We start from the raw sequence: 25,103 nt of genomic DNA, 5'->3' as shown, positions 1-25,103 counted from the left end.
ACGTCCATCGTCCTGAAATATTGGGATCATCACGGTTGCATTTCGGCGGCCGGTTCACACTAGGGCAACCGGCCTTCGCGCGGTGACTTGACATCCTCGGCAACCTCATGAATGTGTCACTGCGCGCGGGTGTAGCTCAATGGCAGAGCAGCAGCTTCCCAAGCTGAATACGAGGGTTCGATTCCCTTCACCCGCTCCAGTCGACCGATCCACACCCGCTTCCGCCGCCCTTCTCTGGTTTGCGCTCTTTCTTGCAAGGATGGCGAGGGTCATGTTTTGACAGTCCGCCGCGACTCTCTTAGACCCGGATAAACGGACGAGAGGACGTGAGAGTATGAACGCAAGGATTTTGGTCACCGGAGGTGCCGGCTTTCTCGGGTCGCATCTGGTCGAGCGGCTTTTGGAGCGTGGTGACGAGGTGCTCTGCGTCGACAATTTCTTCACCGGCACCCGCCGTAATGTCGAGCACCTGATCGGCCATCCGCGCTTCGAGCTGATGCGCCACGATGTCTGCTTCCCGCTCTATGTGGAAGTCGACGAGATCTACAATCTCGCCTGTCCGGCTTCACCCGTGCACTATCAGCACGATCCCGTGCAGACGACGAAGACATCCGTTCATGGCGCAATCAACATGCTGGGGCTCGCCAAGCGCGTGCGGGCGAAGATCCTGCAGGCTTCGACATCCGAGGTCTATGGCGACCCGAGCGTCCATCCGCAGGTCGAAGGTTATTGGGGCAACGTCAACCCGATCGGCATCCGCTCCTGCTATGACGAGGGCAAGCGCTGCGCCGAGACCCTGTTCTTCGACTACTGGCGCCAGCACAAGCTCGCCATCAAGGTCGTGCGCATCTTCAACACCTACGGTCCGCGCATGCACCCGAACGACGGCCGCGTCGTCTCCAACTTCATCGTCCAGGCGCTGAAGGGCGAGGACATCACGATTTTCGGCGAAGGCCAGCAGACCCGTTCCTTCTGCTACCGCGACGATCTCGTCGAAGCGATGATCAGGATGATGGGGACGGGAGACGATGTGGTCGGGCCGGTCAACATCGGCAACCCCAACGAGTTCACCATCCGGGCGCTGGCGGAGCTTGTGCTGGAACTGACCGGCTCGTCCTCGAAGCTCGTTTTCAAGCCGTTGCCGCAGGATGATCCCGTCCAGCGTCAGCCGGACATCGCAAAGGCGAAAGAGCTGTTAGACTGGCAGCCAACGGTGGAGCTGCGCGAAGGGCTGGAGAAGACGATCCGGTATTTCGAGGGGTTGATTGTTTAATCTTGTGAACTCAGATCGCTGGCTTCTTTTTTAGGTGGATGCGGGCGCCGAAGCCCTTCACTGGGAAGGCTTAAACAAGATCCTGAGTTTGTTCAGCCTCTTGTCGATAGACTTCCGCCATTTTTGAATCTTCAGCTGGATTGGAGTCATCAGGGGGCGGTCACCCCAGGCGGTCTGGCTTCTGTGTTTGAGATACGCCGCTGTCTCCGGGTGCTTGCAGCCTCTCCTATTGGGTTTTTTATGGGTAAAGTGAACAATGCTCGCAGTTGAATAATCGGTAAAGTTCTTGCCCGCGTTGTATTCGGCAGGGAGCTTGAGAAGGTGGTCCTGTGAAGCAATGATTAAGGCGTCTTGGTCCGGGCATCGCATGTTGATCGCTCCGCTGGTTACTGCGCCGATAGCTTTCTGGGTCAGTCCAAGTCGATTCCAATTGGCAACGTCAAAGAGCAATACGCCAGAATTAAATATGGGACTTCCGGTTCTGAGGCCCAGCCGACGGGTGACCTCTTCTCTGCCTGGTTCTGCAACCGCGGCCAGGGCCTTCTCACCCATTTCCAGTTCAATGAGGGGTTTCAGGCTCTTTTTGACGATGATGTCTGCGTCCAAGTACAAAATCTTGTCGGTCTTGTCGGCAAACATTTCCGGAAGGAAGAGTCGAGCGTAAATTAGTGATGGCCAAGGGCCATGCATTGGAAGTTTGAGTATTTTATTTTTCAATTCTTTATCGGCGTCAATGAAATTGATGTTTCGCTTGATTCCATGTTGGATATCTTTTTTCTCTCTTGGGCCGAGATTGTCGCCGATTATCCAGAATTGCAAATCAGGGGCGTCGCCGTTTTCCTCAATAGAATGAAACAATACGGAAGAAAATTCCGCGTAGTTTTTGTCTGTGGCACAGCAAATTATCAAAAAAACCCCCAAAGATTGTTTAGGGTCCTGATAGGTCGCATGTCATGATTTGTCAATTATGCCGGGCGTCCTTATGCTTGTTCTTGTTCGTACTTGCATGAGCTGATTGATCTTCACCATGCGGCGTCTTGTTCCAAAAATGTGGCTTGCGCCATAGCTCAAGAACCGCCATCCACGCCGCATAGGATATCAGCATCCAGTAGAGCGGAAAGGCGAGCCAGCGGCGGCCGAGCCGGCGTTTTTCGTACTGGATCAGCGAGACTGATCCCAGCGCCAGAAACAGGCCGTAATTGCCGAAGATGCTGATCGAATCCAATGCAAAAAGCGCTGTATGGACGAAATGGCTTTCCGGTGGAGTGACGCCGATATAGGGCATCAGCGGCGCAGCCAGGAACAGGAAGATCAATGGATGGGCGAGCGCTGAAATCAGCATGCCGCCGATCATCAGTTGGAACACGATGAAGGCCTTCGGGCCGAAATCACGGATGAGTGCGCCCGGCTTGCGCATCAGCACCAGCCATGTCTGCATCCAGCCCTTGAACCAGCGCGTCCGCTGCTTCCGCCAGACACCGATCCGGGTCGGCGCGTCCTCCAGCGTATGGCGCTTGATCACCTCGGCCCGGTAGCCCAGGCGATAGAGCCGCATGCCGAGATCCGCGTCCTCGGTGACGTTGTACGGATCCCAAGCCCCGCAGCTTTTCAGCACGTCGGTTCTGAAATGGTTCGAGGTGCCGCCAAGCGGCATCGGCATGCGCATCATCGAGAGCAGCGGCAGGATCGCCCGGAAGAACGCGCCGTATTCCATGGCGAACAGGGAAGGAAGCCATCCCCTGTGGGCATTGGTGATGATGAGCGGCGCCTGCAGGCAGGCGACATCCGGTCCGACCGACTGGAAATGATAATAGGCCTCGCGCAGCTGGTCAGGATGGGGGCGGTCTTCCGCATCGAAAATGGCCGTGTAGGTGCCGCGCGCTCCGGCAAGCGCATAATCCAGCGCCTTCGGTTTCGTCTGCGGGCCGACCTTCGGAACGACAACGATTTCGACCTCCGGGCCGGGTTGGGCGCGCCGGATAGCCTCTATCGTCTCGTCATCGCCTTCCTCGCAGACGATCTTGATGTCCAGCCGGGATTTCGGCCAGTTCAGGCGCTTGAGCGAGGCCATCAGCTGTCCGGCGACCCTGGCTTCGCCGTAGAGCGCCACCAGCACGGTATAGACCGGAAGCGGGCCATCCTCGTTCGGAAGCGGCTTCGGGCGACGCGCCGTGACCCGCCAGAGAAGAGCGAGGCAGCGCAGCGCCAGGGAAAAGAAGTAGACGAACGAGACGACCGTGTGCAGGAAAAGCAGGGTGCGACCGGGCATCGCGATCAGCGCGCTGACGAGGGCAGAGGCTAGTGCGCCGAGAAGCAGGCCCTGCGCGCCGGTGATGACGAACCGCGCGGAATAATCACTCCTGCCTTCGAAGAGCAACCTGACGGCGCCTTCCGCCCGGCGCTTGCTGCCGGCCTGCCAGACCGCGGTGCGAATGGTGGTTCGCGAGGCGATCGCAAATTGTTGGCGCAGGTGGGGCCGCTCTTTCAGCATGGTCATGAGTTTTTCGCACTGTCCCACCCTTGGCGCGATGACGGTCAGGGGCGCGGAGGCGGCAAGGGAGAGCCGTACCGTCGTGGGATTGGCAAGCTGGGTGTCGAGCTGCGGAGTATCGACAATCAGCGTGGCGTCGATGCTGCCGACAAAGGGGAGGCCAACAAGGCGGGCGAGGGCCTCGAAGTAGGCGTTTTCCTCCACGAAGCCGGAGGCCAGCAACTCGTCCTCCGCTCTGGCGCCGTTCTTCGCGGCCAGGCGGAGGCAGCGCTCGACCATGGGCTTGGAGAAGCCGAGCGCCAGCAGAACGCTGCCTTCGGCATGGCTGCGCAGCCCGGCGGATGTCCCGGCTTCCCGGCTGTTTTGGGCGTCAACCGCCTCACTGCGGAAAACGATCTTTTCCGCATCAGGACTGCCGGAAAAATCGCTAGGATGTTCCCCGATCCCCGCCACCGTGATATAGCCGCTGTCAAGCCTGCATGAAATTTCCCCGTTAGGAATTTAGCAATGATCTTTAAAGTTGCACCTCTCAAAACTAGGGGGAAATTGATAGCAATACTGCCGCTTTTGTTCCTTCTCGGAGTAATTTCGGTATCCGCCGAAGAATTTGATGCTCCTAGCTTGCCTTTGTTGTTCAATGCGCATGAACGTCTTGAAAAGCCGGATCTGAGTCTCGTGCCACGCATCCGCTTCCTGACGTCGACCGATTTTCCACCGTTCAATTTCATCGATCCGGCGGGCCGGCTGTCCGGCTTCAACATCGATCTCGCCCGGGCCATCTGCACTGAACTCGCAATCGACGCGAAGTGCCAGGTGGAAGCCATTCCCTTCTCGGAACTTTCCGATGCGCTTGCCGCGGGTGAAGGGGAGGCCGTGATCGCCGGTGTCGCGGTGACGCCGGAGACACGCCGCCAGGCCTCGTTCACGCGGCCCTACATGCTCCTGCCCGCACGCTTCGCCGTCCAGTCCTCAGCCAAGCTCGACGGCGGCGACGCAACCTCGGCGCTGAACGGCAAACCGGTGGGGGTGATTTCCGGAAGTGCGCATGAGGCCATGCTGAAGGCATTTTTCCCGGACCTTCGGCCACGGCCCTACGGCACCAGGGGCGACATGTTGCGCGGCCTGGAGAAGGGGGAGGTCCCGGCAGTATTTTCCGACGGCATTCAACTGCCCTTCTGGACGGATGGACCGGCGTCCAAGGGATGCTGCAAGCTGTTCGACGGTCCCTATTATTCCACGCGGTTCCTCGGCGAGGGCCTGTCGATCATGACGCGTCGCAAGGACCAGGGACTGGCGGCCGCCTTCGACTACGCGCTCGCCTCGCTGTCACGTGACGGCAAATTGCAGGACATATTCGTCCGGTATTTCCCCTACGGCCTCTAGCCCGCATGCGCGAGCGCGGATGCAGGCCTAGAGCCGGCGGTAGCGGGCGATGGCGCTGCGTTCGATGGCGGCGCAGGTCAGCTTGTCGAGCTGAAGCCGGTCGCGGAGCAGCTGAAGGAAGCGGATTTCTTCCGCGTTGACGATATGGTCGGCACCGGACAGTTCGACGGCCAGCGCATAGGCGGTGTCGTAGAGGCGCGGTGGCAGGACGTCGCGGATCGTTTCCAGCGCAATGTCGAGGCCCTCGGCGCCGGAAAGGATCTCGGCGCACTTGCGAGCCACCTCGATCAGCCGGTCATCATCGAAATCGCGGAACACCGGCATGGTCTGGACGAGATGGCCGATCCGGCCGAGTTCTTCGTCGGACATGGCGCTGTCGACTGCCGATGCCATCACCATGACGTAGATGAGCGCATCGTGTGGTGTCAGCAGAATTTTCATGCGGTGGGTGTTCCTTGCTTGGCTTCACTCGGGATTTAAGTTGCAGATGGGGGATTTGCAAGCCTTCGGGGCACAGGCAGACCCTGGCGTTACTGGCGGGCGTCGTCGCCGTAGATCCCGAGACCGGCGTCGCGGGCCGCGTCGGCGGCCGTCTTGTATGGCGAGCCGTCACTTGCTTCCGCCCAGCCGTGCTGGGCAAGCCAGGCGGCAATATCCTGCCCGGCGAGCTTGCAGCGCCTGATAGGCATGCCGTCGGCCGCGGTTTCAATCGGATCGCCGCAATCGACGGTGCGGTTGCGCATGAACATCCGCATCGCGGTTCGCGCCATCATGCCGCAAGGCCAGTCGTCCGGACCGGACCGGCAGCGGCGATCGGGGTCGGTGGGGATGATCCCCCAGAGGCGGACAGGCCCCTCAGGCGTGCCGATGATGCCGGCGGCAATGGCGTTCGGGCGGGGAATTCCATCCCCTGCCGCCGCTGTCGCCTTTTCCGGAGGAGGGGTGAGGGGAACGCGAGCCCCGATCCGCTCCAGCGTGTCGCCGGGCTTGACGGCGGCGTATCCGAACTGGTCGGGAGCGATCCGTCGGGCGGTGAGGGTTTCCGTGCCGATCACGGTCTCGTCTTGCGCAGCCGCGTCGGACATCGCCGGGGCCGCGTCGGTTTGTACGGCCCGTTCCCCTGACGGATGTGAGACAACGCCCGCCTCGATCCGCGCCGCGCCAGCGCCGAGCATCAGCACCCAGATCTCGACAGCGGCGATGGCGGCCAGCGGCAAAGTCAGCTTGCGGAGAAGAGAAAACATTCCTACTGACTGGCCCAGATGATGCGGGCGATCCATTCCACCTCTTCGGTAGCAAAGGACCGGTTGGGATGATCGGGGTTGAGCGACATCAGGTCGACGGCTTTCGATGTCTGGCGCACCAGGATCTTCGCCATGACCTCGCCTTCACGCGTCTTGACGACGACGCGGTCGCCGCGCCGGACCTGCGCGCCGGGCTCGACGATCAGCACGTCGCCGTCGCGATAAAGCGGCAGCATGCTGTCGCCTTGGACTTCGAGCGCATAGACGCCGGGCTTTTGCGCAGGCGAGGCGGGAAAGTCCACCTCGTCCCAGCCCTGACCGGCCGGAAATCCGCCGTCGTCGAAGAAGCCGCCGGCGCCGGCCTGCGCAAAACCTAGCAGTGGAATGGAGGATTGCTGCGGCGGAAAGGCTCCGCCCGGCATCGCGGTCCGCCCGTTTTCCGGTTCGATACGACTGATGAATTCGTCAAAGCGACTGCCGGTCGCATCAAGGATCTTGGCGATCGATTCCGTTGACGGCCATCGCATCCGCCCGTCCGGCGACAGGCGCTTCGACTTGTTGAAGGCGGTCGGGTCGAGGCCGGCGCGGCGGGCAAGACCCGACGGCGTCAGCTTGTTGGCTTCTGCCAATGCGTCGATCGCGCCCCAAATGGTCTGGTGAGAAAGCATTGCCCTGGCCCTGGTCCGCACATATGTTGCCGGTTTCGTTTCAAAGGCAGGAACGCCGAAATGAACTCTGCCTTTTGGGGGCATTTTGCCGGCCCCCGAGACGGCTACACCATAGAGAAGCGGCCCCGTGGAGTAAAGTGAAAAGGAATAAAATCCTCACATTCCGCTTCTATCCGTCAGGTCTTGGGAACCGGTTGCGCCTCATCTTCCGCCCGGAATTCGTCGGTCAGATCCTTGAAGCGGCGGAAGAAGCGCTCCATGAACGAAAGGGTCCGGTCGAGCTCCTCGTCGCTTGGCAGCCCGTCCTGCGCCTTGACGCCGGATTTCACCGCATGCTCAAGCGCAAGAACACGGCGCGACAGATCGTCGATTTCCTCCTGGTAGGCAGCCCGCTCATTGGCGGACGGACGGCAGGTCAGGTCGCCGCCCGCTTCGCTGCAATAGGTCATTTCGCCGGTCGCCGTGTCGAGCCGAACGAAACCCGTTTCCGAATGTTGCAGTTGATAGCGTCCGCTGGGCTCTTCTTGCGCGAACACCGACAGCGGGAAAAGTCCCGCCGTCAGCCCGATGATTAGCCATTTCCACATTGTGCCCTCCATTTTTCGTCTCCGCCCCGGTTTGTGATGTGGACATCGTCCGCCGTTTCCGGCAAATCCGGGCGGAAGATGCTATGAGAGACTAGTGATGATACGCGTCATTTATAAGATTGTTCCGAAAAGCCTTTGGGATCAGGCGAAAACCACGGGTGTTTTCGAGGGCGCGGCGATCGATCTGACCGACGGTTACATCCATTTCTCGACGGCAGGCCAGGCGAAGGAAACGGCGGCCCGGCACTTTGCCGGCCAGGACGACCTGCTTCTGGTCGCCGTCGATGCCGGGCGTCTTGGTGCGGCTCTCAAATTCGAACCGTCGCGCGGCGGCGACCTTTTCCCGCATCTCTATGCCAACCTCCACTTGGGCGCGGTGCTTTGGGAAAAGCCCCTGCCGCTCACGTCGGATGGCCACCAGTTCCCGGAGCTAGACGCATGATCGACCCGTTCAAGATGTTCGGCCGCAAGGCGCTTTTCCTGATGGATCCCGAGCAGGCGCATGGCGTTTCGATCTCCGCCTTGAAGTCCGGTCTTGTGCCCGCCTGCGGGATGAAGGCGGATCCGAAGCTCGGGCAGAAGGTGGCGGGCCTCGCTTTCGCCAACCCGCTCGGCATGGCCGCCGGCTACGACAAGAATGCCGAGGTGCCGGAAGCGCTGCTGCGCTTGGGCTTCGGCTTTACCGAAGTCGGCACGCTGACGCCGAAGGCGCAGGCCGGTAATCCGAAGCCGCGCATCTTCCGGCTGGTGAAGGACGAGGCGGTCATCAATCGCCTGGGCTTCAACAACGAAGGGCATGACGCGGCCTTCGGACGGCTGTCGGGCCGCAAGTTCAGCGGCATTCTCGGCGTCAATATCGGCGCCAACAAGGACAGCGCCGACCGGATTGCCGACTATGTGGCCGGCATCCGCCGCTTCCACGCGGTCGCCGATTATTTCACCGCCAACATCTCTTCGCCGAACACGCCGGGCCTGCGCGATCTGCAGGCGCGCGAAAGCCTCGCGGCTCTGCTGTCGGCGGTGCTTTCCACCCGTGACGATCTGTCGGCAGGTACGGGCTCGCGCGTGCCGGTGTTCCTGAAGATCGCCCCGGACCTCACCGAGGAGGGCATGGACGATATCGCGGCCGAAGTCCTCGCCCATGATCTCGACGGCCTGATCGTCTCGAACACGACGCTTCGCCGCGACGGCCTGAAGGACCAGACGCAGGCAGGTGAAGCGGGCGGGCTCTCCGGAAAGCCGCTCTTCGATCTGTCGACGACGGTGCTTGCGAAGATGCGCCGGCGCGTCGGGCCGAACCTGCCGATCATCGGCGTCGGCGGCATTCATTCCGCCGAAACGGCGCTGGAAAAGATCAAGGCCGGCGCCAACCTGGTCCAGCTCTATTCGTCCATGGTCTACGAGGGCCCCGGCCTTGCCGGCCGCATCGTCCGCGGCCTGTCGCAACTGGTCGCGGCCGAGGGCGTCGGCAACATCGCCGAGCTCGTCGGCAGCCGCGTCGACTACTGGGCCGACCGGAAGCTCTGACGGATCTGCCGCGGCGTTGCTGCCGCAAGCGTCACCCCGCGCAGGAACAGGAAGAGGTTGAGCGACAGCCAGACGCCGTGATTTCCGAGAAGCGGCGTCAGCACTTCGAGCGCGATGACGTATCCGACGAAGGACAGGATCATCATGTTGCGCATTTCCTTCGACCATGTCGCGCCGAGATAGATGCCGTCCATCTGGAAGGCCAGCGCGCCGGTGATGCCGGTCAGCGCCATCCATGGCAGGTATTCCACCGCCGCTTCGCGCACCGTCTCGGCCGTCGTCAGGAATGCGATGACGGAAGAGCCGGAAAGCAGGATTACGGCTGCCAGCATTCCAGACAGCGCGAAGGACCAGAGCGCCGTCAGGCGAATGGACTTGCGGAAAGCCATCAGGTTCTGCGCACCGATGGAGCGGCCGGCCAGCTGCTCGGCAGCGGCGGCCATGCCGTCGAGGAAGAAGGCTGCGACCATGAAGAAGTTCATCAGCACGGCATTGGCAGCCAGCACGACCGTCGAGATTTCGGCACCGGCCCGGGTGAGGAGCACGAAGGAGCCTACCAGCAGCAGCGAGCGGATGGTGATGTCGCGGTTGAGCGCGAAGAGCGCGATGAGCTTGTCGCGTTCAAGGAGACGCTTTCGCGACGGATGCTGCTGCCCCCTGAAGGCGGGCAGGACGAAGATGAAACCGGCGACGGCCGCAACGATCTCGGAGATCACCGTCGCCCAGGCGACGCCGCTGACGCCGTAGCCGAGCATCAGGCCGAGAAAGATGGATAGCCCGATATTGGTGCCGTTCAGCACGGTCTGCAGCACAAGGCCGAGCGTACCCCGACCCTTGCCGAGCGCATAGCCGAGCAGCGCGTCGTTGATGAGCCGCACCGGGCTCGACAGGATGCGGATGTAGAAATAGGTGGTGGCCACGGCCGCCGCCGCCGGTTCCGGTCCGATGACGGAGAGCCCGGCATAGAGGATGAGAGGCGACAGGATCACCAGCGCCAGCCCGCCGCCGATACCGGAGATGACGGCGCGCCAGAAGACCGCTTCCTCTTCGGTGCGGTCGTCGCGCCCGAAGGCCTGGGCCACCAGTCCGGTGGTCGAGGTTCGGATGAAGCCGATCAGCGAAAAGACGAGATCGAAGATGACGGCGGCGACGCCGAGGCCGGCGAGATCCGCCGCCCGCCCGAACTGGCCGAGCACGGCCGTGTCCGTCAGCCCCAGGAGCGGCGTCGACACATAGGCGAAGGTCATCGGCACGGCGATTGCCAGCACGATGCGATGCGTGACGTCGAACGGCTGCTGCCGGCCCTCTGATGTGACGGTGCTCGTATCCAAGCAGGTCGTCCCCGGATGAATGATCAAGGCGAGGCGGGAATCGCCTCAGCCGGACAGCACCATGGACCAATAGGGCCGGTTTCCGGAAGCGCTATTTCTGGCCACGGCGACGCCGAGCCCCTTGTAGCTGCCGAGCATGTTCTTCAGGTGCTTGGGAGAGTTGATCCAGGCGGTGACGGCATCTTCGGTGCTTCTCTGCCCTGAGGCGATGTTTTCCGCTGCCGGCAGTTGTACGTCCTGCCCCTTCATGCGCTTGCCGAAGTCGGCGCCGAAGCCGATATTGTGCTGCATCTCGCCGGCCCGCGCCATGCGCCTGGCCTGATCGAGCGCCGCGGCCTGGGCATGGCGGTCGATTGCAAGCGGCGGTAGGCCGCTTTTCGCCCGCAGCTCATTGACCAGCGGCAGGGCCTCGGCCGTCATGTCCGCCGAATTGCCGTCGTCCGTGTTCAGCACGTTCGATGTCGTGCAGGCGGACAGAAGGGACGCTGCGGCGGCCGCCGAGACGGCGAAGAACATCCGCCGTGTGGGTGCTATGGCTGTTGCTTCGTCCTGCATGTCAGCGGCGGTAGTTGAGCAGCCGCAGGATGATGAAGGCCGGGATAACGATCGTCGCGCCGAGCAACAGGTAGCGGCCGACCGATCCGAGCGCGGCAAAGCCGGTGCGCCACAGTTCGCGGAAGAAATCCTGGATCGCGTAGAAGACGTCGATCGGATACCAGTGGAAGGCGCTCATGACGAAGCCGACGATGAGCGACACCACGAGCAGCTTGACGATGGTGCGGCCGATCGTATCGCCCAAGAATCTGTTTGCCTGATCCGACATCGGATGGTCTCCTGTTTGGCGCTTCAAATAAGGCCTCTTGCGCGCGGCTGCAAGGTTTTCGCCGTCCGCAACCGCCGTCGGATAAAATTCCACTTGTATTTTTTTATGACTTCGGTCATTGCCGCGCATCCCTTACTCCTCGGAACCCATTGCATGCAGGCGCATCAGCTTTCCTCGGGCGATATCATTGCCGACCGCCGGGCGGACTACGCTCGCATGCTGGACGAGGGTGGCGAGCCCGCGAGCGCGGCCGAGCTGATGGAGCAGGCGCTGGAGATCGCGCCGGTCTGGGCGGCCGGCTGGTTTCGCCTGGCCGAATACCGGGAAAAGGCCGGCAATGGCGAAGGCGCCATCGCCGCGCTCGACCGGGTGCGCGGGCTCGACCCCGACGACATGTTCGGCGCGGCGCTGAAACTGGCGCTGCTCGGCGGCATCGCCGTTCCCGAACAGCCCCCGACCGCCTACGTCGAACGCCTGTTCGACGACTATGCCGGTCATTTCGACGAGGCGCTGGTCGAGCGGCTGGACTACAGCGTGCCGAAGAAGCTGAGCGACGTCATCCGCCGCACGCTCGGCAAGAACTGCCGCTTCGCGCTCGCTGTCGATCTCGGCTGCGGAACCGGCCTGTTCGGCGAGGAAATCCGCGACTGCGTCGAGCGCCTCGAAGGGTTTGATCTCTCCACCAACATGCTGGCCAAGGCGGAGGAAAAGCGGGTCTATGACCTGCTGGAACAGGCGGATCTGTCGGTCGGCCCGGATGATTGCGGCCTGTTCTCCGAAGATTTGTCGCGCCATCGCGCCGGTCTCGTCAGTGCTGCAGACGTGCTGATGTATCTCGGCAATCTGGAAAACTTCTTCTCGCTCGCCGCCGAGATTTCTGCGCCCGGCGCAATCGTCGCCTTCTCGGTCGAGGATGCCGGGGCGGGCGAGGGGTTCCGGCTGCTGGAATCCCTGCGATACGCCCACAGCGAGGCCTACCTGAAGTCGCTCTGCGCAGCCAACGGCCTGCAGATTCTGGCGTTGGAAAAGACCGTGATCCGCATGGATGCCGGTCAGCCGGTGCACGGAATTCTGATTGTTTCGGAAAAGCCGGTCTGACAAATTGTGTGCAATGCACAATAGGTCAACATTACTTACATATTTCGCTTGATTCAGGTCTTCTTTAGGGAGACAATCGCGACAACTTCACTCCATGGGAACTGATGTCGTGGCGCAGATCAAACGCGTGCTTGATATTTTCAATACGGAACCGTCGAAGCACTCGGTCGCCGAAGACGCCCAGGGCATCTTCTTCGGCTGCATGATGGCAGCCCTTGGCCTGTATTTCCTGAACAAGGTCGGCATTCTGATCGGCGGCACCGCCGGCGTCGCCTTTCTCATTCACTACGCCACCGGCATGAACTTCGGACTGCTGTTCTTCCTGGTGAACCTGCCGTTCTATTATCTCTCCTTCCGCCGCATCGGGCTTGCCTTCTCCGTGAAGACCTTCATCGCCATCGCGGTCACCTCGGGGCTGACCGAAATCGAATCCCGCTTCCTCGATATCAACTATCTCGATCCCATCTGGGGCGCGGTGCTGGGCGGCCTTCTCGTCGGCTTCGGACTGCTGGCGCTCTATCGCCACCGCGCCAGCCTCGGCGGCATCGGCATTCTCGCCGTCTACCTGCAGGATCACTTCGGCTGGCGCGCCGGCCTCGTGCAGATGGCGTTCGACGCGATTATCCTCGTCCTGTCCTTTCTCGTCCTCACCCCCTTCATCGTCTTCTGCTCGGTGGTCAGCGCGGTGGTGCTGAACTTCTTCGTCGCCATCAATCACCGCTCGGACCGCTACGTCGTGTTGCGATAGGCGGTAAGGGCGGATAAGCCTTCGAGAAACGTGAGCGAAGGATCAACGGCATGGGCGTGAAGCCGAATTTCAAGAGCTACATGCAGTCGACGTCCGACCGGCATTCGCTGCTGGAAGAGGCACAGGGCATTCTCGCCGGCAGCATGCTGGCGACCCTCGGCGTGATCCTGCTCGGCAAGGCAGGGCTGCTGACCGGCGGTGCCGCCGGCCTCGCATTCCTGGCCCATTACCTGACGGGCGTCAGCTTTGGCGTCGCCTTCTTTGTCATCAACCTGCCCTTCTACTATCTCGCGTTCCGGCGGCTGGGGCTTTCCTTCACGGTCAAGACCTTTACCGCGATCGCGCTGACCTCCGCTCTGACGGAAGTGGTGCCGCGCTTCATCGTCTTCTCGGACGTCAATCCGCTTGTTGGCGCTTTGTTCGGCGGGCTGGTGATCGGCTCCGGCATGCTCGCACTCTTCCGGCACCGCGCCAGCCTCGGCGGCGTCGGCATCCTGGCGCTCTACCTGCAGGACCGTTTCGGCTGGCGGGCCGGCTTCGTGCAGCTGGGGATCGACCTCTGCATCCTCAGCGCCTCGTTCTTCGTCGCCTCGCCCTTCATCATCGCCTGCTCGGTTGCCGGTGCGGTCACCCTCAACATGGTGCTGGCCATCAACCATCGCTCCGACCGCTACATTGCGATGTAGACGCCGCTTCCCGAAAGCCACCGGGCGTCCTAGTTTCGCTTTGTGAGCGTCGCTGATTCCGATACCGGCCCGAAGGCCACCGTCCTGCCGCAGCGTTTCCGCGACTGGTTCGCCGGACGCGGCTGGTCGCCGCGCGCCCATCAGTTGGAACTCCTCTCGCGGGCAGAGGCGGGGGAGAGCACGCTGCTGATCGCACCGACCGGTGCCGGCAAGACGCTTGCCGGCTTCCTGCCGTCGCTCGTCGAACTGGATGCGCGCGGGAAAGCAAAGCCCGGCGAAGCCTTTCGCGGCATCCACACGCTCTACATTTCTCCCCTGAAGGCGCTGGCCGTCGATATCGAGCGTAATCTGGCCCGTCCCGTGGCCGAGATGGGGCTGCCGGTGACGATCGAAAATCGCACCGGCGACACGCCGCAGGGCAAGCGTCAGCGCCAGAAGCTCAATCCGCCCGATATTCTGCTGACGACGCCCGAACAATTGGCGCTGCTGATCGCCGCCAAGGATGCGGCGCGCTTCTTCAAGGACCTGAAGTTCATCGTGCTCGACGAGCTGCACTCGCTGGTCACCTCCAAGCGCGGCCATCTGCTCTCGCTCGGCCTTGCGCGCGTCCGGTCTCTGGCGCCCGGCGTCCGGTCGATCGGCCTGTCGGCGACGGTCGCCGATCCGATGGATCTGCAGACATGGCTGGTCGGGCAGGAGGGGAATGATCATCATCACGCCGGCCTGGTGACCGTCGCCGGCGGCGCCAAGCCGATCATCAGCATCCTGAAGACCGAAGAGCGCATCCCCTGGTCCGGACATTCCGCCCGCTACGCCATTCCCGATGTCTACGAGGCGATCAAGCAACACGGTACGACGCTGCTTTTCGTCAACACCCGGTCGCAGGCGGAAATGCTGTTCCAGGAGCTCTGGACGATCAACGAGGACAATCTGCCGATCGCGTTGCATCACGGCTCGCTCGATGTCGGTCAGCGCCGCAAGGTCGAAGCGGCCATGGCCGAGAACCGGCTCCGCGCCGTGGTCGCCACGTCGACGCTGGATCTCGGCATCGACTGGGGCGACGTCGATCTCGTCGTCCATGTCGGCGCGCCGAAGGGCGCCAGCCGTCTGGCCCAGCGCATCGGTCGCGCCAATCACCGCATGGACGAGCCGAGCCGCGCCATCCTGGTTCCGGCCAACCGCTTCGAGGTGATGGAATGCCAGGCCGCCCTCGATGCAAACTATCTCGGAGCACAGGATACGCCGCCGGTCGGCGAGGGCGCGCTCGACGTGCTCGCCCAGCATGTCCTCGGCATGGCCTGCGCCGATCCCTTCGACGCCGACGCACTGTTTGCGGAGGTCAGGAGCGCGTCGCCCTACCGCAATCTCGACCGGGAGACCTTCGACCGCATCGTCGAGTTCGTGGCGACCGGCGGCTATGCGCTGAAGACCTACGAGCGCTACGCCCGTATCCGCAAGACCGCCGACGGGCTCTGGCGCGTCTCCAATCCGCAGGTGGCCCAGCAATACCGGCTGAACCTCGGCACGATCGTCGAGATGCCGATGCTGAACGTCCGCCTGGTCAAGCGCAACGCGCTCGGCAGTCTCGGGCGCGGCGGCATGACGCTCGGCAAGGTCGAGGAGTATTTCCTGGAATCGATGACGCAGGGCGACACATTCCTGTTCTCCGGCAAGGTGCTGCGCTTCGAAGGCATCCGCGAGAACGAGTGCCTCGTGTCGAATGCCTTCTCGCTGGACCCGAAGATCCCGGCCTATGCCGGCGGCAAGTTCCCACTTTCGACCTATCTCGCCGAGCAGGTGCGCGCCATGCTCGCCGATCCGGATCGCTGGAAGGACTTGCCCGATCAGGTGCGCGACTGGCTGTCGATCCAGAAGGACAAGTCGATCCTGCCGAAGCGCGACGAACTGCTGATCGAGACCTTTCCGCGCTCAAGCCGCTTCTACATGGTGGTCTACGCCTTCGAAGGCCGGCTGGCGCACCAGACCCTCGGCATGCTTTTGACGCGGCGCCTCGAGCGCGCCGACGCCAAGCCGCTCGGCTTCGTCGCCACGGACTATGCGCTGGCGGTCTGGGGGCTTGAGGACATGGGCATCATGATCCGCAGCGGTCGCCTCAGCCTTGCCGCACTCTTCGACGAGGACATGCTCGGCGACGATCTGGAGGCGTGGCTCTCCGAATCCTGGATGCTGAAGCGCACCTTCCGCACCTGCGCCGTCATCGCCGGCCTGATCGAGAAACGCCATCCCGGCAAGGAAAAGACCGGGCGGCAGGTGACTGTCTCGGCGGATCTGATCTATGACGTGCTACGCAGCCACGAGCCCGACCATATATTGCTCGAGGCGACCCGGCGCGATGCCGCGACGGGCCTTTTGGATATCGGCCGGCTTGGCGATATGCTGAAGCGAATCAAGGGTCACATCACCCACCGGGCGCTCGAGCACATCTCGCCGCTCGCCGTGCCGGTGATGCTGGAGATCGGCAAGGAGCCGGTCGCCGGCGAAGCGCAGGACGCCGTGCTGGCGGAAGCGGCCGACGACCTGATCCGCGAAGCCATGGAATAGACGAGGGTTGGAAACCGGAATGAACCGCCTCGCTTTGGCACAACAGACGCAAACGCTGCCGGCTCCGCTCTGCGCGGAAATCTCCGTGAACGGCGTTGCCGCGGTGTGCGATCCGCTCGGCGCGCTGTTTCTGCCCGATCTGTCGCTGCTGGTGGTCTCCGACCTGCATCTGGAAAAGGGTGCGGCCTACGCCCGTCGCGGCTCGCTTCTGCCGCCCTACGACACGCTGGCGACGCTGAAGATCCTGTCGGCCGTCATCGCCCGCTATGACCCGTCGATCGTCGTCAGTCTCGGCGACAATTTCCATGACCGCGTCGGCTCTGCCGAAATGCCGGCGATGTTCCGCGAGCTGATCGGCGCGATGGCGCGCGGGCGCGAATGGATCTGGATCAACGGCAACCACGATCCGGACGGCACGGTCGACCTGCCGGGGCGCTCGGCTGACGAAATCCTCTATGGCGGGCTGGTCTTCCGCCACGAGCCGTTGGGCTCGGAAGCGGCGGGCGAGATCGCCGGCCACCTTCATCCGGCGGCGACGGTGCGGCGTCGTGAGAAATCCGTCCGGCGCCCTTGCTTTGCCAGCGACGGCAAGCGCCTGCTGATGCCGGCCTTCGGTGTCATGTCCGGCGGACTCGATCTGAGGCACATGGCGTTTCGCGGCATTTTCGACAAGCCGGCCCTGACCGCTCACCTGCTCGGCCGCGACCGCATCTATTCGGTGCGCTACGACAAGCTGTCGGGCTGACGTCCATCAATCCTTGCGGAAGATCAGGCTGGCGAGCCATCCGGTGATCGCCGCGATCAGCACGGCAAACAGGCCGTAGAGATAGGGGCGCTGGTGCGCCGCATCCGTCAGCATCTGCTCGAGGCCGGTCTTCACCACCCGCAGCGGCACGGTCTTGTCGGCGATCAGCTCGCCGCTCTTGTAGAGATAGGCATGGACCGTATGAACGCCGTTCGGGACGTTCGCCGGTATCCGGAGCGTGGCCTTGAAGAGGCTGGAGCTAATGAAGCTGACGCCGCTCGCATCGCGCTGGTAGAGGCCATGCTGCTCCTTCAGCCGCCGCAACGCCTGGCGAAATTCGTTCAGCCGCGCGCCGTCGCCGATATAGCCGACCGGGACGAGAGGGATATGGTTGATGCCGACCGGATTGTCCGGCTGCAGGGGCGTGATCGTTTCCGCGTCGAGCGCCCGCGAGCTGGACAGCGAATAGGATTCCGGCACCTTCTCGAACGTCATCGAATAACGGTTCACCCAGATGCCGAACATCCGTTCCTTTTCGCGAACGGTCGCCTCGGTCTTCGGTCCCTCCAGCGCGACGATGATGTCGTACTGGCCGATGGCGAGCAGGAGGTTGTCGGCATTGGCGATCGCGCCGAAGATCGTCAGGTCGGCTCCGTTGAAGTCCGACGTGATGGCGATCTCGTTCGTCGAGGTGCCGATGTCGAGCGATTCCTTGACGTCCAGCGTCTGGCCGGGCAGCACCTGCGCGGTCGCTGACGTCGCGAGCGCGAAAAGCATGCACAGCGAGGCGAGGGGAGCGAGACGGGTCAACCGAAGCCTCCCTGGACAACCGAGAACAGGTCTTCCGGCTTCACCACCAGTGAAATTGCCAGGCGCAGGCCGACGGCAAGCACGAGGAGCGCCAGGAGGGCGCGCAGCTGTTCGCCGCGCAGCTTCTGCCCGACGCGCACGCCGTACTGCGCGCCGATGACGCTCGCCACCATCAGGATGGCGGCCAGCACGATGTCGACGGAATAATTGGTCGCGGCCTGGATGAAGGTCGTATAGGCCGAGACAAAGATGATCTGGAACAGCGAGGTGCCGACGACCACGTTCGTCGGAATGCGCAGGAGGTAGATCATCGCCGGCACCAGGATGAAGCCGCCGCCGATACCCATAGGCGTCAGCAGGCCGATCATGAAGCCGAGCGTGATCACCGGAATGACGCTGAGATAGATCTTCGACTTCTTGAACCGCATCTTCAGCGGCAGGCCGTGGATCCAGTTATGGTGGCCGGGACGGCGCAGCGGCACTTTCTCGCTGTTGCGAGCGCGTCTCAGAGCCCGCACGCTCTCCCACATCATCAGCGATCCGATGGTGCTGAGCAGGACGACGTAGAGCAGGGCGATGATCAGGTCGATCTGGCCGAGCTTGCGCAGGATGACAAAGATCCACACGCCGACGCTCGCTCCGGCGAGACCGCCGACCAGCAACAGACTGCCGAGCTTGAGATCGAGTGTCCCTCGCCGGAAATGCGTCATGGCCCCGGAAATGGAGGATGCGACGACCTGGTTTGCGCCCGTGGCGACCGCGACGACCGGCGGAATGTTGTAGAAGATCAGCAGAGGCGTGATCAGGAACCCGCCGCCGACGCCGAACATCCCGGACAGGAAGCCGACAGCGGCTCCCATGCCGAGGATCACGAAAATATTGACCGACAATTCCGCGATAGGCAGGTAAACTGTCACGGTCGGATCCCTAGGAACGAATGATGCCTGCAGATACAGGCTTTGGAGGCTGGTGGCGTGCCCGGCACCGGCAACTTTACTTCTCATTACGGCACAAATGTTGCCATGACGTTGACGATACCGGATTTTGTCATGCGCCCGGTGCCGGTCCGTGTCAATTGCCGACGAAAGATGTTCTGTCTTTAGGAAGAGACTGGAAAAGAAAAAGCCGGACTTTGGAGCCCGGCTTTTGAGAAGTTACTTGTTGAGCGCGAGAATTTCCCGAACGAATTCGTCAGTAATCTTGCCGGTGGGTTCCTGCCCGTGCTTGGTCTGGAAGGCCTTGATGGCGGCGACGGTCTTGCCGCCCATCTGCCCGTCGACCGGACCGGCGTCGAAGCCGTTCTTGTTGAGCAGCGCCTGGATGTTGCGGATCGCCTTGCCCATGTCGACGGTGGCGGTCTTCAGGCCCTTGCCGGCCCATTCGTCCGGAACCTCGATGGAGTTGGCGTTGTCGTCCAGCGGTTCCGGCTTCCAGAGTTCGACTTCTGCCTTGGCGGCGTCGATCTGGTCGGGGCGCATGGCATTGGCCACTTCGTCGCGCTTCTGGGCGGCGTCCTTGTCGCCGTCCTTCGCCGCGATCGTGAACCACTTGTAGGACTCCTCGAGGCTCTGCTTCACGCCGCTGCCGCGGGCATAAAGGATGGCGAGGTTGAACTGGCTGTCGGCGACGCCCATGTTGGCGGCCTTCTCGAACCAGGCCGCGGCGGCACCGAAGTCCGGCGCGCCGAAGGCGCCGGAGGCGAGCAGGACGGCGAGATTGTGCATCGAGCTGGCATTGCCGGCCTCGGCGGCCTTTTCATAATACTCGCGTGCCTTGTTCATGTCGGTGGCGACACCGCTGCCCTTCTCGTAGAGATTGGCAAGCCGGTATTCCGCCGGAGCGAAGCCGCGGTCGGCGGACAGCTTGTACCAGACGGCTGCCTGTTCCATGCTGGTCTTCACGCCGCGGCCTTCCGAATAGCGCGCACCGATTTCGAAGAGCGCCAGCGGGTCGCCGCTCTTGGCGGCTTCCACCAGCGACGGCGGCGAAATTTCGCTCGGCACGACGATTTCCGGCTGCGCGGCTGCGGCCGGAGCGGCGGAAGCCGGCTCAGCCGCGGCATCCTGCTTCATCTCAGCCATGGCCGGCTGCGCGGCGTCGTCCACAGGTCCTGCGGCAGCGTCAGACTGGTTGCCATCCTGCGGCAGCGGTGCAAGTTCCGACTTGTCGCCGGTCGGCGCCGCATCGGCCGGAGCCGTTTCCTGCATCTGGTCGGCCTGCGGCGCAGTCGCCTCGGGGGCTGCCGGTGCGTCGGCCTGCGGAGCGTCCATGGTTGCGGTCGCAGGTGCCCCTGCCGGAGCGATGGCCTGTTCCTCGATCTGCGGCGCCTTGGCCCCGTTCAGAAGCGTGTTGACCAGCGGCATGGCCATGACGACCAGCAGCACGGCGCCTGCGGCAAGCAGGACCGGGCGGCGGTATTTCGCCATGAGCGACGTGCCGTCGGAAGACTTCGCAGCCTTGACGGTCTTCTCGGCCTTCACCTTTTCCGGCGCGGCCGCCTTCGTCTTGCCCTTCTTCACCTTCGGCGAGCGGGGCTTTTCCTGTTCATCCCGTGCGGCCTCAACCTCCATGGCGGCAGCCTGGGCGGCGCGGCGGGCGGCGGCGATATAGTCCGGCGTGCCGGGTTCGATGTCGTGACCGGCCGGCCGGTCCTTCTTCTGGCTGGCGCGCACGCGGGCCATGATCTTCTTGACGTCGGGCGCGCCGGAGCCGGGCTCCAAAAGCAGGTTGCCTTCGTCCGAATCGATCAGCTCGTCGCCGGGATCGATCGATGGCGACGGGTCGATCGGGGTACGTTCTTCCTTCCGCGACGGCATGAGGCGCTTGCCGATGCCGGAAAGCAGGCTCGCCTTCTGCGCCGGCTCCTCGAGCGTCGCGACATCGGCGGCCATGCTGCGGTCGGCGACGACGTCCTCGTCGTGGCGGCGGCCGAAATGCCGCGGCTCCTCCGGCACATCGTCGAAGGCGGCCTCGGGCTCGGCGGCAAACTGCGGCGCGGCTTCCGTCTGGTAGTCGCGGGCGGCCGGAGCACGGACCTGCCCGCCCTGGCGGATGCCGGCGTCGAGGTGATCCAGCCGCTCGGCGATCTGAATCAGCGTCTCGTGAAGGGCGCCGAAGGTCTGCTGCGTGCGCTCTTCCGAATTGCGGCTGAGGGATTCGAGGTTCTTCAGGTCCTGCGTCAGGCCGACCAGCGCCGACATGTCGGCGCCGCCCGGCTGTCCGCCGCTGCGGGCATAGGCTTCGAGAACGGATTCGGCGGCCTGGCGCGCGGCTTCGATGATATATTCGTCGTTGGTGGTGATGTAGTCCTCGATCGCGGCCATGCGCTGGTCGAAGTCGCTCGGCAGGCCACTGCCGCCAGCCGGCTGCAGGTCCTGCATGAGGGCCGAAAGATTGGCGATCTGCTCTTCGAGCGTTTCCAGTCCGGCGGCGGCCGCGGTCGGCCGTGCGGACTGCTCGTCGAGACGCTTGGCAATGCCGGCAAGCCGGTCTTCGAGCCGCTGGATGGCGGCGCCGTCGAAGCCGGCGTCGGATACGGCCGGCATCTGCAGTTCGTCGATCTGGCGGGCAAGGGCGTCGAGCCGTGCGGTGATCGCATCGCTCAGCTCACCGCCTCCAATGGCGTCGATCTTGGTGGAGATCTCGGTCAGATAATCACCGATACCGTCGGCAATCCCGAATGCCTGGGACTGCTCGATGAGCTGCGCCAGATGGTCGAGGCGCTCCTCGAGCCGTGCAGCGGCTTCGATGTTGGCGAGATCCTCGATGCGCTCGGCCATCGCCTCGATGCGGGCGGCGAGGACGTCGGTTTCGCCGGGACGGCTGTCGAGCGAGCGGCTGATGCCGTCGATCTGCGAGGCGAGACCGGCAATCCGGTCGTCCAGCCGCTCGATCATCCTGCTGTCTTCCGGGTGGCGTGCCGTCTGCGGCCCGTCAATGAGTGCCGCCGCGATGTCTTCCATGCGGCTGTTGAGCGCGGCGAACTGCTCATCGATCGAATGATCGGGGCGCATGTGGTTGCCGAGCTGCTCGACCGCGCTGGCGATCACCATGAGCTTGTCTTCGAGCGCATGGACCGCCGGCGAGGAATTCAGGCTGGAGATCTGCATCTTGATGTCGTCGATGCGGTAGGCGAGCGCCATGATGTCGTCTTTGACATTGATGCCGTCGAGGGCCTGCATCCGGTTCTCGAACAAAGCGAGATGGTCCTGCATGCGATTGACGTCGTCCTGGCGTGCCATACTGTCGAGAGCGGTGCGCAGCCCCTGGAACTCGGCCCGCAGTTCTTCGGCCTGGCGCGGCGCGGCCTGGGCGGAGAGGCGGTCGACTCGGTCGGCGAGATGGGCGAGCTCGCTGCGGATTTCGGATGCATAGCGCGGATCGGAGGCGTCGGCCTTCAGTGCCCTCAGGTCGTTGCGCATGGCCGTCATTTCGCGGGCGACGCCATCGGCGATGTCGCGCTTCAACTCGTGACGCAGCGCCTGAAGCGTGTCGGTGATGTCCGGCTGGGCCGCATGGGCGGCAGCCGGCATTGGCGCGGACGCCCGGGTCGGTTCGACGGCGGGACGCCGGTTGCCAAGCGGCGGCCGCGGCGAGGGTGCGGCAACCGGGCCGCGTCCGGCCTCCAGCGAACGCTGGCGCTCGATAATTTCGTCGACCGGATTGAAGCGTCGGGCGGAGGGAAAAGCCTGGCGGACGTCGGCTGCGTCGCGCGGCCAGTCGGCGGCCTCGGTCCTTGTGGCGCGGGAAGCCCCCTTGGCCGGATCCTTACGGCCGGCTGCTCCCATGAGCCCCTCGATGCGCGCTTCCAGCCCTTCAATCGTCTTGCTGAGCGCGTCGAGCGGCGATTGCTCGCCGTGGCGTGTGGAAGTCAATCGCGATCCGGTCATATGTCTGCTCGCTTCGAGTTCTGGCGGTTGCCCCGGCCGCCCTGCCGCATCTTGGCATGGAGGCTTGTTGGTGATGCAGCTGATCCTCGCCGGAACAATCATGCTCCTTCGCGGCTTCCCGAAAAACGCAAGACAGGGAAAGGGCGCGGTACGCCACATCGTTTCGCGTAGCATTCGCCAAACGTGGTAAATAAGCCGTTAACCCAGGTCGAAATTTTTTAACCTTTAACAGCCCATGCGTGCGGCATCGGGATATGCGACACTGCTGTCCTGGCTACCTGCGTCATGCTCCTCGAACAAATTTTTGACGCAGGCGATTATTTGACGTTTACGCAAACGTCAAAATTTTGTAATAGCCAGTGTGAGGAAACGAGTCCGGGTCAGCCCGGTGGAGGACTATAGGCGATGCCGATCTACAAAGCTCCCGTCGAGGATACGCTTTTCATTCTTAACAACGTGCTCGGTCTGGAGCGTTACAACAACCTGCCGGGCTTCGCCGATGCGACGCCCGATATGCTGGAAGCCATCACCGGCGAGGCAGCGAGGCTCGCGGAAGAAGAGCTTTTCCCTCTGAACCTGTCCGGCGACCAGGAAGGCTGCACGCGCCACGATGACGCGACCGTCTCGACGCCGAAGGGTTTCAAGCAGGCCTACGACCTCTACTGTCAGGGCGGCTGGATGGGGCTCGCATCCCCCGAAGAATTCGGCGGTCAGGGGCTTCCCTACACGCTGCACGTCGCAGTCGGCGAATATCTCTCCTCTGCTAACCTGTCGCTGATGATGTATCCGGGCCTCACCCAGGGTGCCGTCGCGGCCATCCTCGTGCATGGCTCGGACGAGCAGAAGCAGACCTATGTGCCGAAGATGCTGGAAGGCACCTGGACCGGCACGATGAACCTGACGGAGCCGCATTGCGGCACCGATCTCGGCCTGCTGCGCACCAAGGCGGTGCCGCAGGGCGATGGCAGCTACAAGATTTCCGGTCAGAAGATCTTCATCTCGGCCGGCGAACACGACATGGCGGACAATATCGTCCATCTGGTGCTGGCCCGCATCGAGGGCGCGCCGGAAGGCACCAAGGGCATCTCGCTCTTTATCGTGCCGAAATTCATGGTCAAGGAAGACGGTTCGCTCGGCGAGCGCAACGGCGTCACCTGCGGCGCGATCGAGCACAAGATGGGCATCCACGGCAACGCCACCTGCGTCATGAACTATGACGAGGCGACCGGCTACCTGATCGGCGCGGAGAACAAGGGCCTTGCGGCCATGTTCGTGATGATGAACGAGGCGCGCCTCGGCGTTGCCCTGCAGGGCCTCTGCGTCTCCGAAATCGCCTACCAGAATGCCGCGAACTATGCCCGCGAACGCATTCAGGGTCGGGCGCTGACGGGTCCGAAGGATCCGGACAAGAAGGCCGATCCGATCATCGTCCATCCCGACATCCGTCGCACGCTTCTGACCATCCGCGCCTTCAACGAAGGCGAGCGCGCCTTCGTGCTGTGGAGCGCGCTGAAGTCCGACATCGCCCATCGCTCGGGCGATGCCGCCGAACGCCAGGCAGCGGAAGACGTCCTCGGGCTGATGACGCCGATCCTCAAGGGCATGATGACGGACAAAGGCTTCGATCATGCGGTCCAGGCCCAGCAGGTCTTCGGCGGTCACGGCTACATCGAGGAACACGGCATGAGCCAGTATGTCCGCGATGCCCGCATCACCATGATCTACGAAGGCGCCAACGGCATCCAGGCGCTCGACCTCGTCGGCCGCAAGCTCGGCCTGAACGGCGGTCGCGCCGTCATGGCGATGTTCAAGGAGATTGGCGATTTTTGCGAGGAAAATCGCGACGACGAGGCGCTGGGCTTCTACACCAAGCACCTGAAGAAGGGCCTGAACGACCTGCAGGCGGCCACCATGTGGTTCATGCAGAACGCCATGGCCAAGCCCGACAATGCCGGTGCCGGCTCGACCGACTACATGCATCTCTTCGGTCTGGTCATGCTCGGCTACATGTGGGCGCAGATGGCCAAGGCCGCCAAGGAAGGGCTTGCCTCGGGCGACGCCGACAAGGCGGACTTCTACAACAACAAGCTTCTGACCGCCCGCTTCTACATGGAGCGCATCATGCCGGAAACCGTGCTGCGCAAGACCCGCATCGAAACCGGTGCCGACACCATGATGGCGATGGCGGCCGACGCATTTTGAGGGTTAGGGGTTGCCGCAGGTGCGCGGCGACCCCAC

22 protein-coding genes and 1 tRNA gene are annotated in these 25,103 nt (G+C 63.1%); 11 read left to right on the top strand and 12 right to left on the bottom strand.

The features are described from left to right. The first annotated feature begins 125 nt into the window (after positions 1-125). Positions 126-199 (top strand) — tRNA-Gly (locus ACU5AZ_RS07595). Positions 200-334: 135 nt separating this feature from the next. Next, the gene (locus ACU5AZ_RS07590; RefSeq protein ID WP_446825402.1) at positions 335-1,273 is read left to right on the top strand and encodes a UDP-glucuronic acid decarboxylase family protein; all 939 of its coding nucleotides are present in this window, start codon (positions 335-337) and stop codon (positions 1,271-1,273) included. Positions 1,274-1,330: 57 nt separating this feature from the next. Here ACU5AZ_RS07590 and ACU5AZ_RS07585 read toward each other — a convergent pair whose 3' ends face one another. Further along, the gene (locus ACU5AZ_RS07585) at positions 1,331-2,182 is read right to left on the bottom strand and encodes a glycosyltransferase family 8 protein (protein ID WP_446825949.1); all 852 of its coding nucleotides are present in this window, start codon (positions 2,180-2,182) and stop codon (positions 1,331-1,333) included. A gap of 52 nt (positions 2,183-2,234) precedes the next feature. Then, on the bottom strand, positions 2,235-4,217 hold the full coding sequence (locus ACU5AZ_RS07580) for a glycosyltransferase family 2 protein (RefSeq protein WP_446825401.1): 1,983 nt from the start codon (positions 4,215-4,217) through the stop codon (positions 2,235-2,237). 54 nt (positions 4,218-4,271) lie between these two features. Between ACU5AZ_RS07580 and ACU5AZ_RS07575 the strand changes: the two genes are divergently transcribed. Next, complete coding sequence (locus ACU5AZ_RS07575; protein ID WP_446825400.1) at positions 4,272-5,147, top strand: transporter substrate-binding domain-containing protein; 876 nt, start codon at positions 4,272-4,274, stop codon at positions 5,145-5,147. 27 nt (positions 5,148-5,174) lie between these two features. Here ACU5AZ_RS07575 and ACU5AZ_RS07570 read toward each other — a convergent pair whose 3' ends face one another. The 4 genes from ACU5AZ_RS07570 to ACU5AZ_RS07555 all read right to left on the bottom strand — a co-directional run bounded on the left by ACU5AZ_RS07570 (position 5,175) and on the right by ACU5AZ_RS07555 (position 7,646). Beyond that, positions 5,175-5,588: a tellurite resistance TerB family protein gene (locus ACU5AZ_RS07570; RefSeq protein WP_446825399.1), complete on the bottom strand. Its 414-nt coding sequence runs from the start codon at positions 5,586-5,588 to the stop codon at positions 5,175-5,177. 89 nt (positions 5,589-5,677) lie between these two features. After that, entirely contained in the window at positions 5,678-6,391 is a 714-nt protein-coding gene (locus tag ACU5AZ_RS07565; RefSeq protein ID WP_446825398.1) for a thermonuclease family protein, read from the bottom strand. A gap of 2 nt (positions 6,392-6,393) precedes the next feature. Next, positions 6,394-7,059: a S24 family peptidase gene (locus ACU5AZ_RS07560; RefSeq protein ID WP_446825397.1), complete on the bottom strand. Its 666-nt coding sequence runs from the start codon at positions 7,057-7,059 to the stop codon at positions 6,394-6,396. Positions 7,060-7,235: 176 nt separating this feature from the next. Next, on the bottom strand, positions 7,236-7,646 hold the full coding sequence (locus tag ACU5AZ_RS07555) for a hypothetical protein (protein WP_446825396.1): 411 nt from the start codon (positions 7,644-7,646) through the stop codon (positions 7,236-7,238). Positions 7,647-7,743: 97 nt separating this feature from the next. Between ACU5AZ_RS07555 and ACU5AZ_RS07550 the strand changes: the two genes are divergently transcribed. Next, entirely contained in the window at positions 7,744-8,088 is a 345-nt protein-coding gene (locus ACU5AZ_RS07550) for a DUF952 domain-containing protein (protein ID WP_446825395.1), read from the top strand. After that, positions 8,085-9,173: a quinone-dependent dihydroorotate dehydrogenase gene (locus tag ACU5AZ_RS07545; protein ID WP_446825394.1), complete on the top strand. Its 1,089-nt coding sequence runs from the start codon at positions 8,085-8,087 to the stop codon at positions 9,171-9,173. The genes ACU5AZ_RS07550 and ACU5AZ_RS07545 overlap by 4 nt, the downstream gene beginning before the upstream one ends. On the opposite strand, the gene ACU5AZ_RS07540 is transcribed toward ACU5AZ_RS07545, so the two are convergent. From ACU5AZ_RS07540 to ACU5AZ_RS07530, 3 genes are read right to left on the bottom strand one after another with little or no spacing between them, the layout of a single operon-like run. Further along, entirely contained in the window at positions 9,149-10,504 is a 1,356-nt protein-coding gene (locus tag ACU5AZ_RS07540) for an MATE family efflux transporter (protein ID WP_446825393.1), read from the bottom strand. The two genes, ACU5AZ_RS07545 and ACU5AZ_RS07540, sit on opposite strands and share 25 nt — an antisense overlap. A 45-nt stretch (positions 10,505-10,549) precedes the next feature. Then, the gene (locus ACU5AZ_RS07535; protein WP_446825392.1) at positions 10,550-11,059 is read right to left on the bottom strand and encodes a CAP domain-containing protein; all 510 of its coding nucleotides are present in this window, start codon (positions 11,057-11,059) and stop codon (positions 10,550-10,552) included. A 1-nt stretch (position 11,060) separates the two neighbouring features. Continuing rightward, entirely contained in the window at positions 11,061-11,327 is a 267-nt protein-coding gene (locus ACU5AZ_RS07530) for a DUF6460 domain-containing protein (RefSeq protein WP_446825391.1), read from the bottom strand. Positions 11,328-11,480: 153 nt separating this feature from the next. Here ACU5AZ_RS07530 and ACU5AZ_RS07525 point away from each other — a divergent pair, with 153 nt between their 5' ends. From ACU5AZ_RS07525 to pdeM, 5 genes are all read left to right on the top strand, one after another. Next, on the top strand, positions 11,481-12,425 hold the full coding sequence (locus ACU5AZ_RS07525) for a methyltransferase domain-containing protein (protein WP_446825390.1): 945 nt from the start codon (positions 11,481-11,483) through the stop codon (positions 12,423-12,425). A gap of 109 nt (positions 12,426-12,534) precedes the next feature. Then, entirely contained in the window at positions 12,535-13,173 is a 639-nt protein-coding gene (locus ACU5AZ_RS07520; RefSeq protein ID WP_446825389.1) for a YitT family protein, read from the top strand. Positions 13,174-13,223: 50 nt separating this feature from the next. Further along, complete coding sequence (locus ACU5AZ_RS07515; protein WP_446825388.1) at positions 13,224-13,859, top strand: YitT family protein; 636 nt, start codon at positions 13,224-13,226, stop codon at positions 13,857-13,859. A gap of 42 nt (positions 13,860-13,901) precedes the next feature. Beyond that, positions 13,902-16,421, top strand: a complete 2,520-nt coding sequence (locus ACU5AZ_RS07510) for a ligase-associated DNA damage response DEXH box helicase (protein WP_446825387.1) — start codon at positions 13,902-13,904, stop codon at positions 16,419-16,421. Between the two features lie 19 nt (positions 16,422-16,440). Beyond that, a complete protein-coding gene (gene pdeM / locus ACU5AZ_RS07505; protein WP_446825386.1) occupies positions 16,441-17,166 on the top strand; it encodes a ligase-associated DNA damage response endonuclease PdeM in 726 nt (241 codons plus the stop codon). Positions 17,167-17,172: 6 nt separating this feature from the next. Here the strand turns inward: pdeM and ACU5AZ_RS07500 are convergent, their stop codons facing one another. From ACU5AZ_RS07500 to ACU5AZ_RS07490, 3 genes are all read right to left on the bottom strand, one after another. Beyond that, complete coding sequence (locus tag ACU5AZ_RS07500) at positions 17,173-17,943, bottom strand: TIGR02186 family protein (RefSeq protein ID WP_446825948.1); 771 nt, start codon at positions 17,941-17,943, stop codon at positions 17,173-17,175. A gap of 29 nt (positions 17,944-17,972) precedes the next feature. Next, on the bottom strand, positions 17,973-18,893 hold the full coding sequence (locus tag ACU5AZ_RS07495; protein ID WP_446825385.1) for a sulfite exporter TauE/SafE family protein: 921 nt from the start codon (positions 18,891-18,893) through the stop codon (positions 17,973-17,975). Between the two features lie 237 nt (positions 18,894-19,130). After that, complete coding sequence (locus tag ACU5AZ_RS07490; RefSeq protein WP_446825384.1) at positions 19,131-22,865, bottom strand: peptidoglycan-binding protein; 3,735 nt, start codon at positions 22,863-22,865, stop codon at positions 19,131-19,133. A gap of 405 nt (positions 22,866-23,270) precedes the next feature. On the opposite strand from ACU5AZ_RS07490, the gene ACU5AZ_RS07485 reads away from it, so the two are divergent. Then, positions 23,271-25,067, top strand: a complete 1,797-nt coding sequence (locus ACU5AZ_RS07485) for an acyl-CoA dehydrogenase C-terminal domain-containing protein (protein ID WP_446825383.1) — start codon at positions 23,271-23,273, stop codon at positions 25,065-25,067. Positions 25,068-25,103 lie beyond the last annotated feature (36 nt).

It is taken from the genome of Rhizobium sp. PAMB 3182, from assembly GCF_052908355.1.
This window is presented reverse-complemented; position numbering and strand designations above follow the sequence as displayed.

Coding starts and splice junctions, on each gene's coding strand:
- ACU5AZ_RS07550 (WP_446825395.1), top strand. CDS start 7,744: ATGATACGCGTCATTTATAAGATTGTTCCGAAAAGCCTTTGGGATCAG.
- ACU5AZ_RS07525 (WP_446825390.1), top strand. CDS start 11,481: ATGCAGGCGCATCAGCTTTCCTCGGGCGATATCATTGCCGACCGCCGG.
- pdeM (WP_446825386.1), top strand. CDS start 16,441: ATGAACCGCCTCGCTTTGGCACAACAGACGCAAACGCTGCCGGCTCCG.
- ACU5AZ_RS07530 (WP_446825391.1), bottom strand. CDS start 11,327: ATGTCGGATCAGGCAAACAGATTCTTGGGCGATACGATCGGCCGCACC.
- ACU5AZ_RS07575 (WP_446825400.1), top strand. CDS start 4,272: ATGATCTTTAAAGTTGCACCTCTCAAAACTAGGGGGAAATTGATAGCA.
- ACU5AZ_RS07565 (WP_446825398.1), bottom strand. CDS start 6,391: ATGTTTTCTCTTCTCCGCAAGCTGACTTTGCCGCTGGCCGCCATCGCC.
- ACU5AZ_RS07555 (WP_446825396.1), bottom strand. CDS start 7,646: ATGTGGAAATGGCTAATCATCGGGCTGACGGCGGGACTTTTCCCGCTG.
- ACU5AZ_RS07500 (WP_446825948.1), bottom strand. CDS start 17,943: ATGCTTTTCGCGCTCGCGACGTCAGCGACCGCGCAGGTGCTGCCCGGC.
- ACU5AZ_RS07590 (WP_446825402.1), top strand. CDS start 335: ATGAACGCAAGGATTTTGGTCACCGGAGGTGCCGGCTTTCTCGGGTCG.
- ACU5AZ_RS07515 (WP_446825388.1), top strand. CDS start 13,224: ATGGGCGTGAAGCCGAATTTCAAGAGCTACATGCAGTCGACGTCCGAC.
- ACU5AZ_RS07545 (WP_446825394.1), top strand. CDS start 8,085: ATGATCGACCCGTTCAAGATGTTCGGCCGCAAGGCGCTTTTCCTGATG.
- ACU5AZ_RS07485 (WP_446825383.1), top strand. CDS start 23,271: ATGCCGATCTACAAAGCTCCCGTCGAGGATACGCTTTTCATTCTTAAC.
- ACU5AZ_RS07535 (WP_446825392.1), bottom strand. CDS start 11,059: ATGCAGGACGAAGCAACAGCCATAGCACCCACACGGCGGATGTTCTTC.
- ACU5AZ_RS07570 (WP_446825399.1), bottom strand. CDS start 5,588: ATGAAAATTCTGCTGACACCACACGATGCGCTCATCTACGTCATGGTG.
- ACU5AZ_RS07560 (WP_446825397.1), bottom strand. CDS start 7,059: ATGCTTTCTCACCAGACCATTTGGGGCGCGATCGACGCATTGGCAGAA.
- ACU5AZ_RS07490 (WP_446825384.1), bottom strand. CDS start 22,865: ATGACCGGATCGCGATTGACTTCCACACGCCACGGCGAGCAATCGCCG.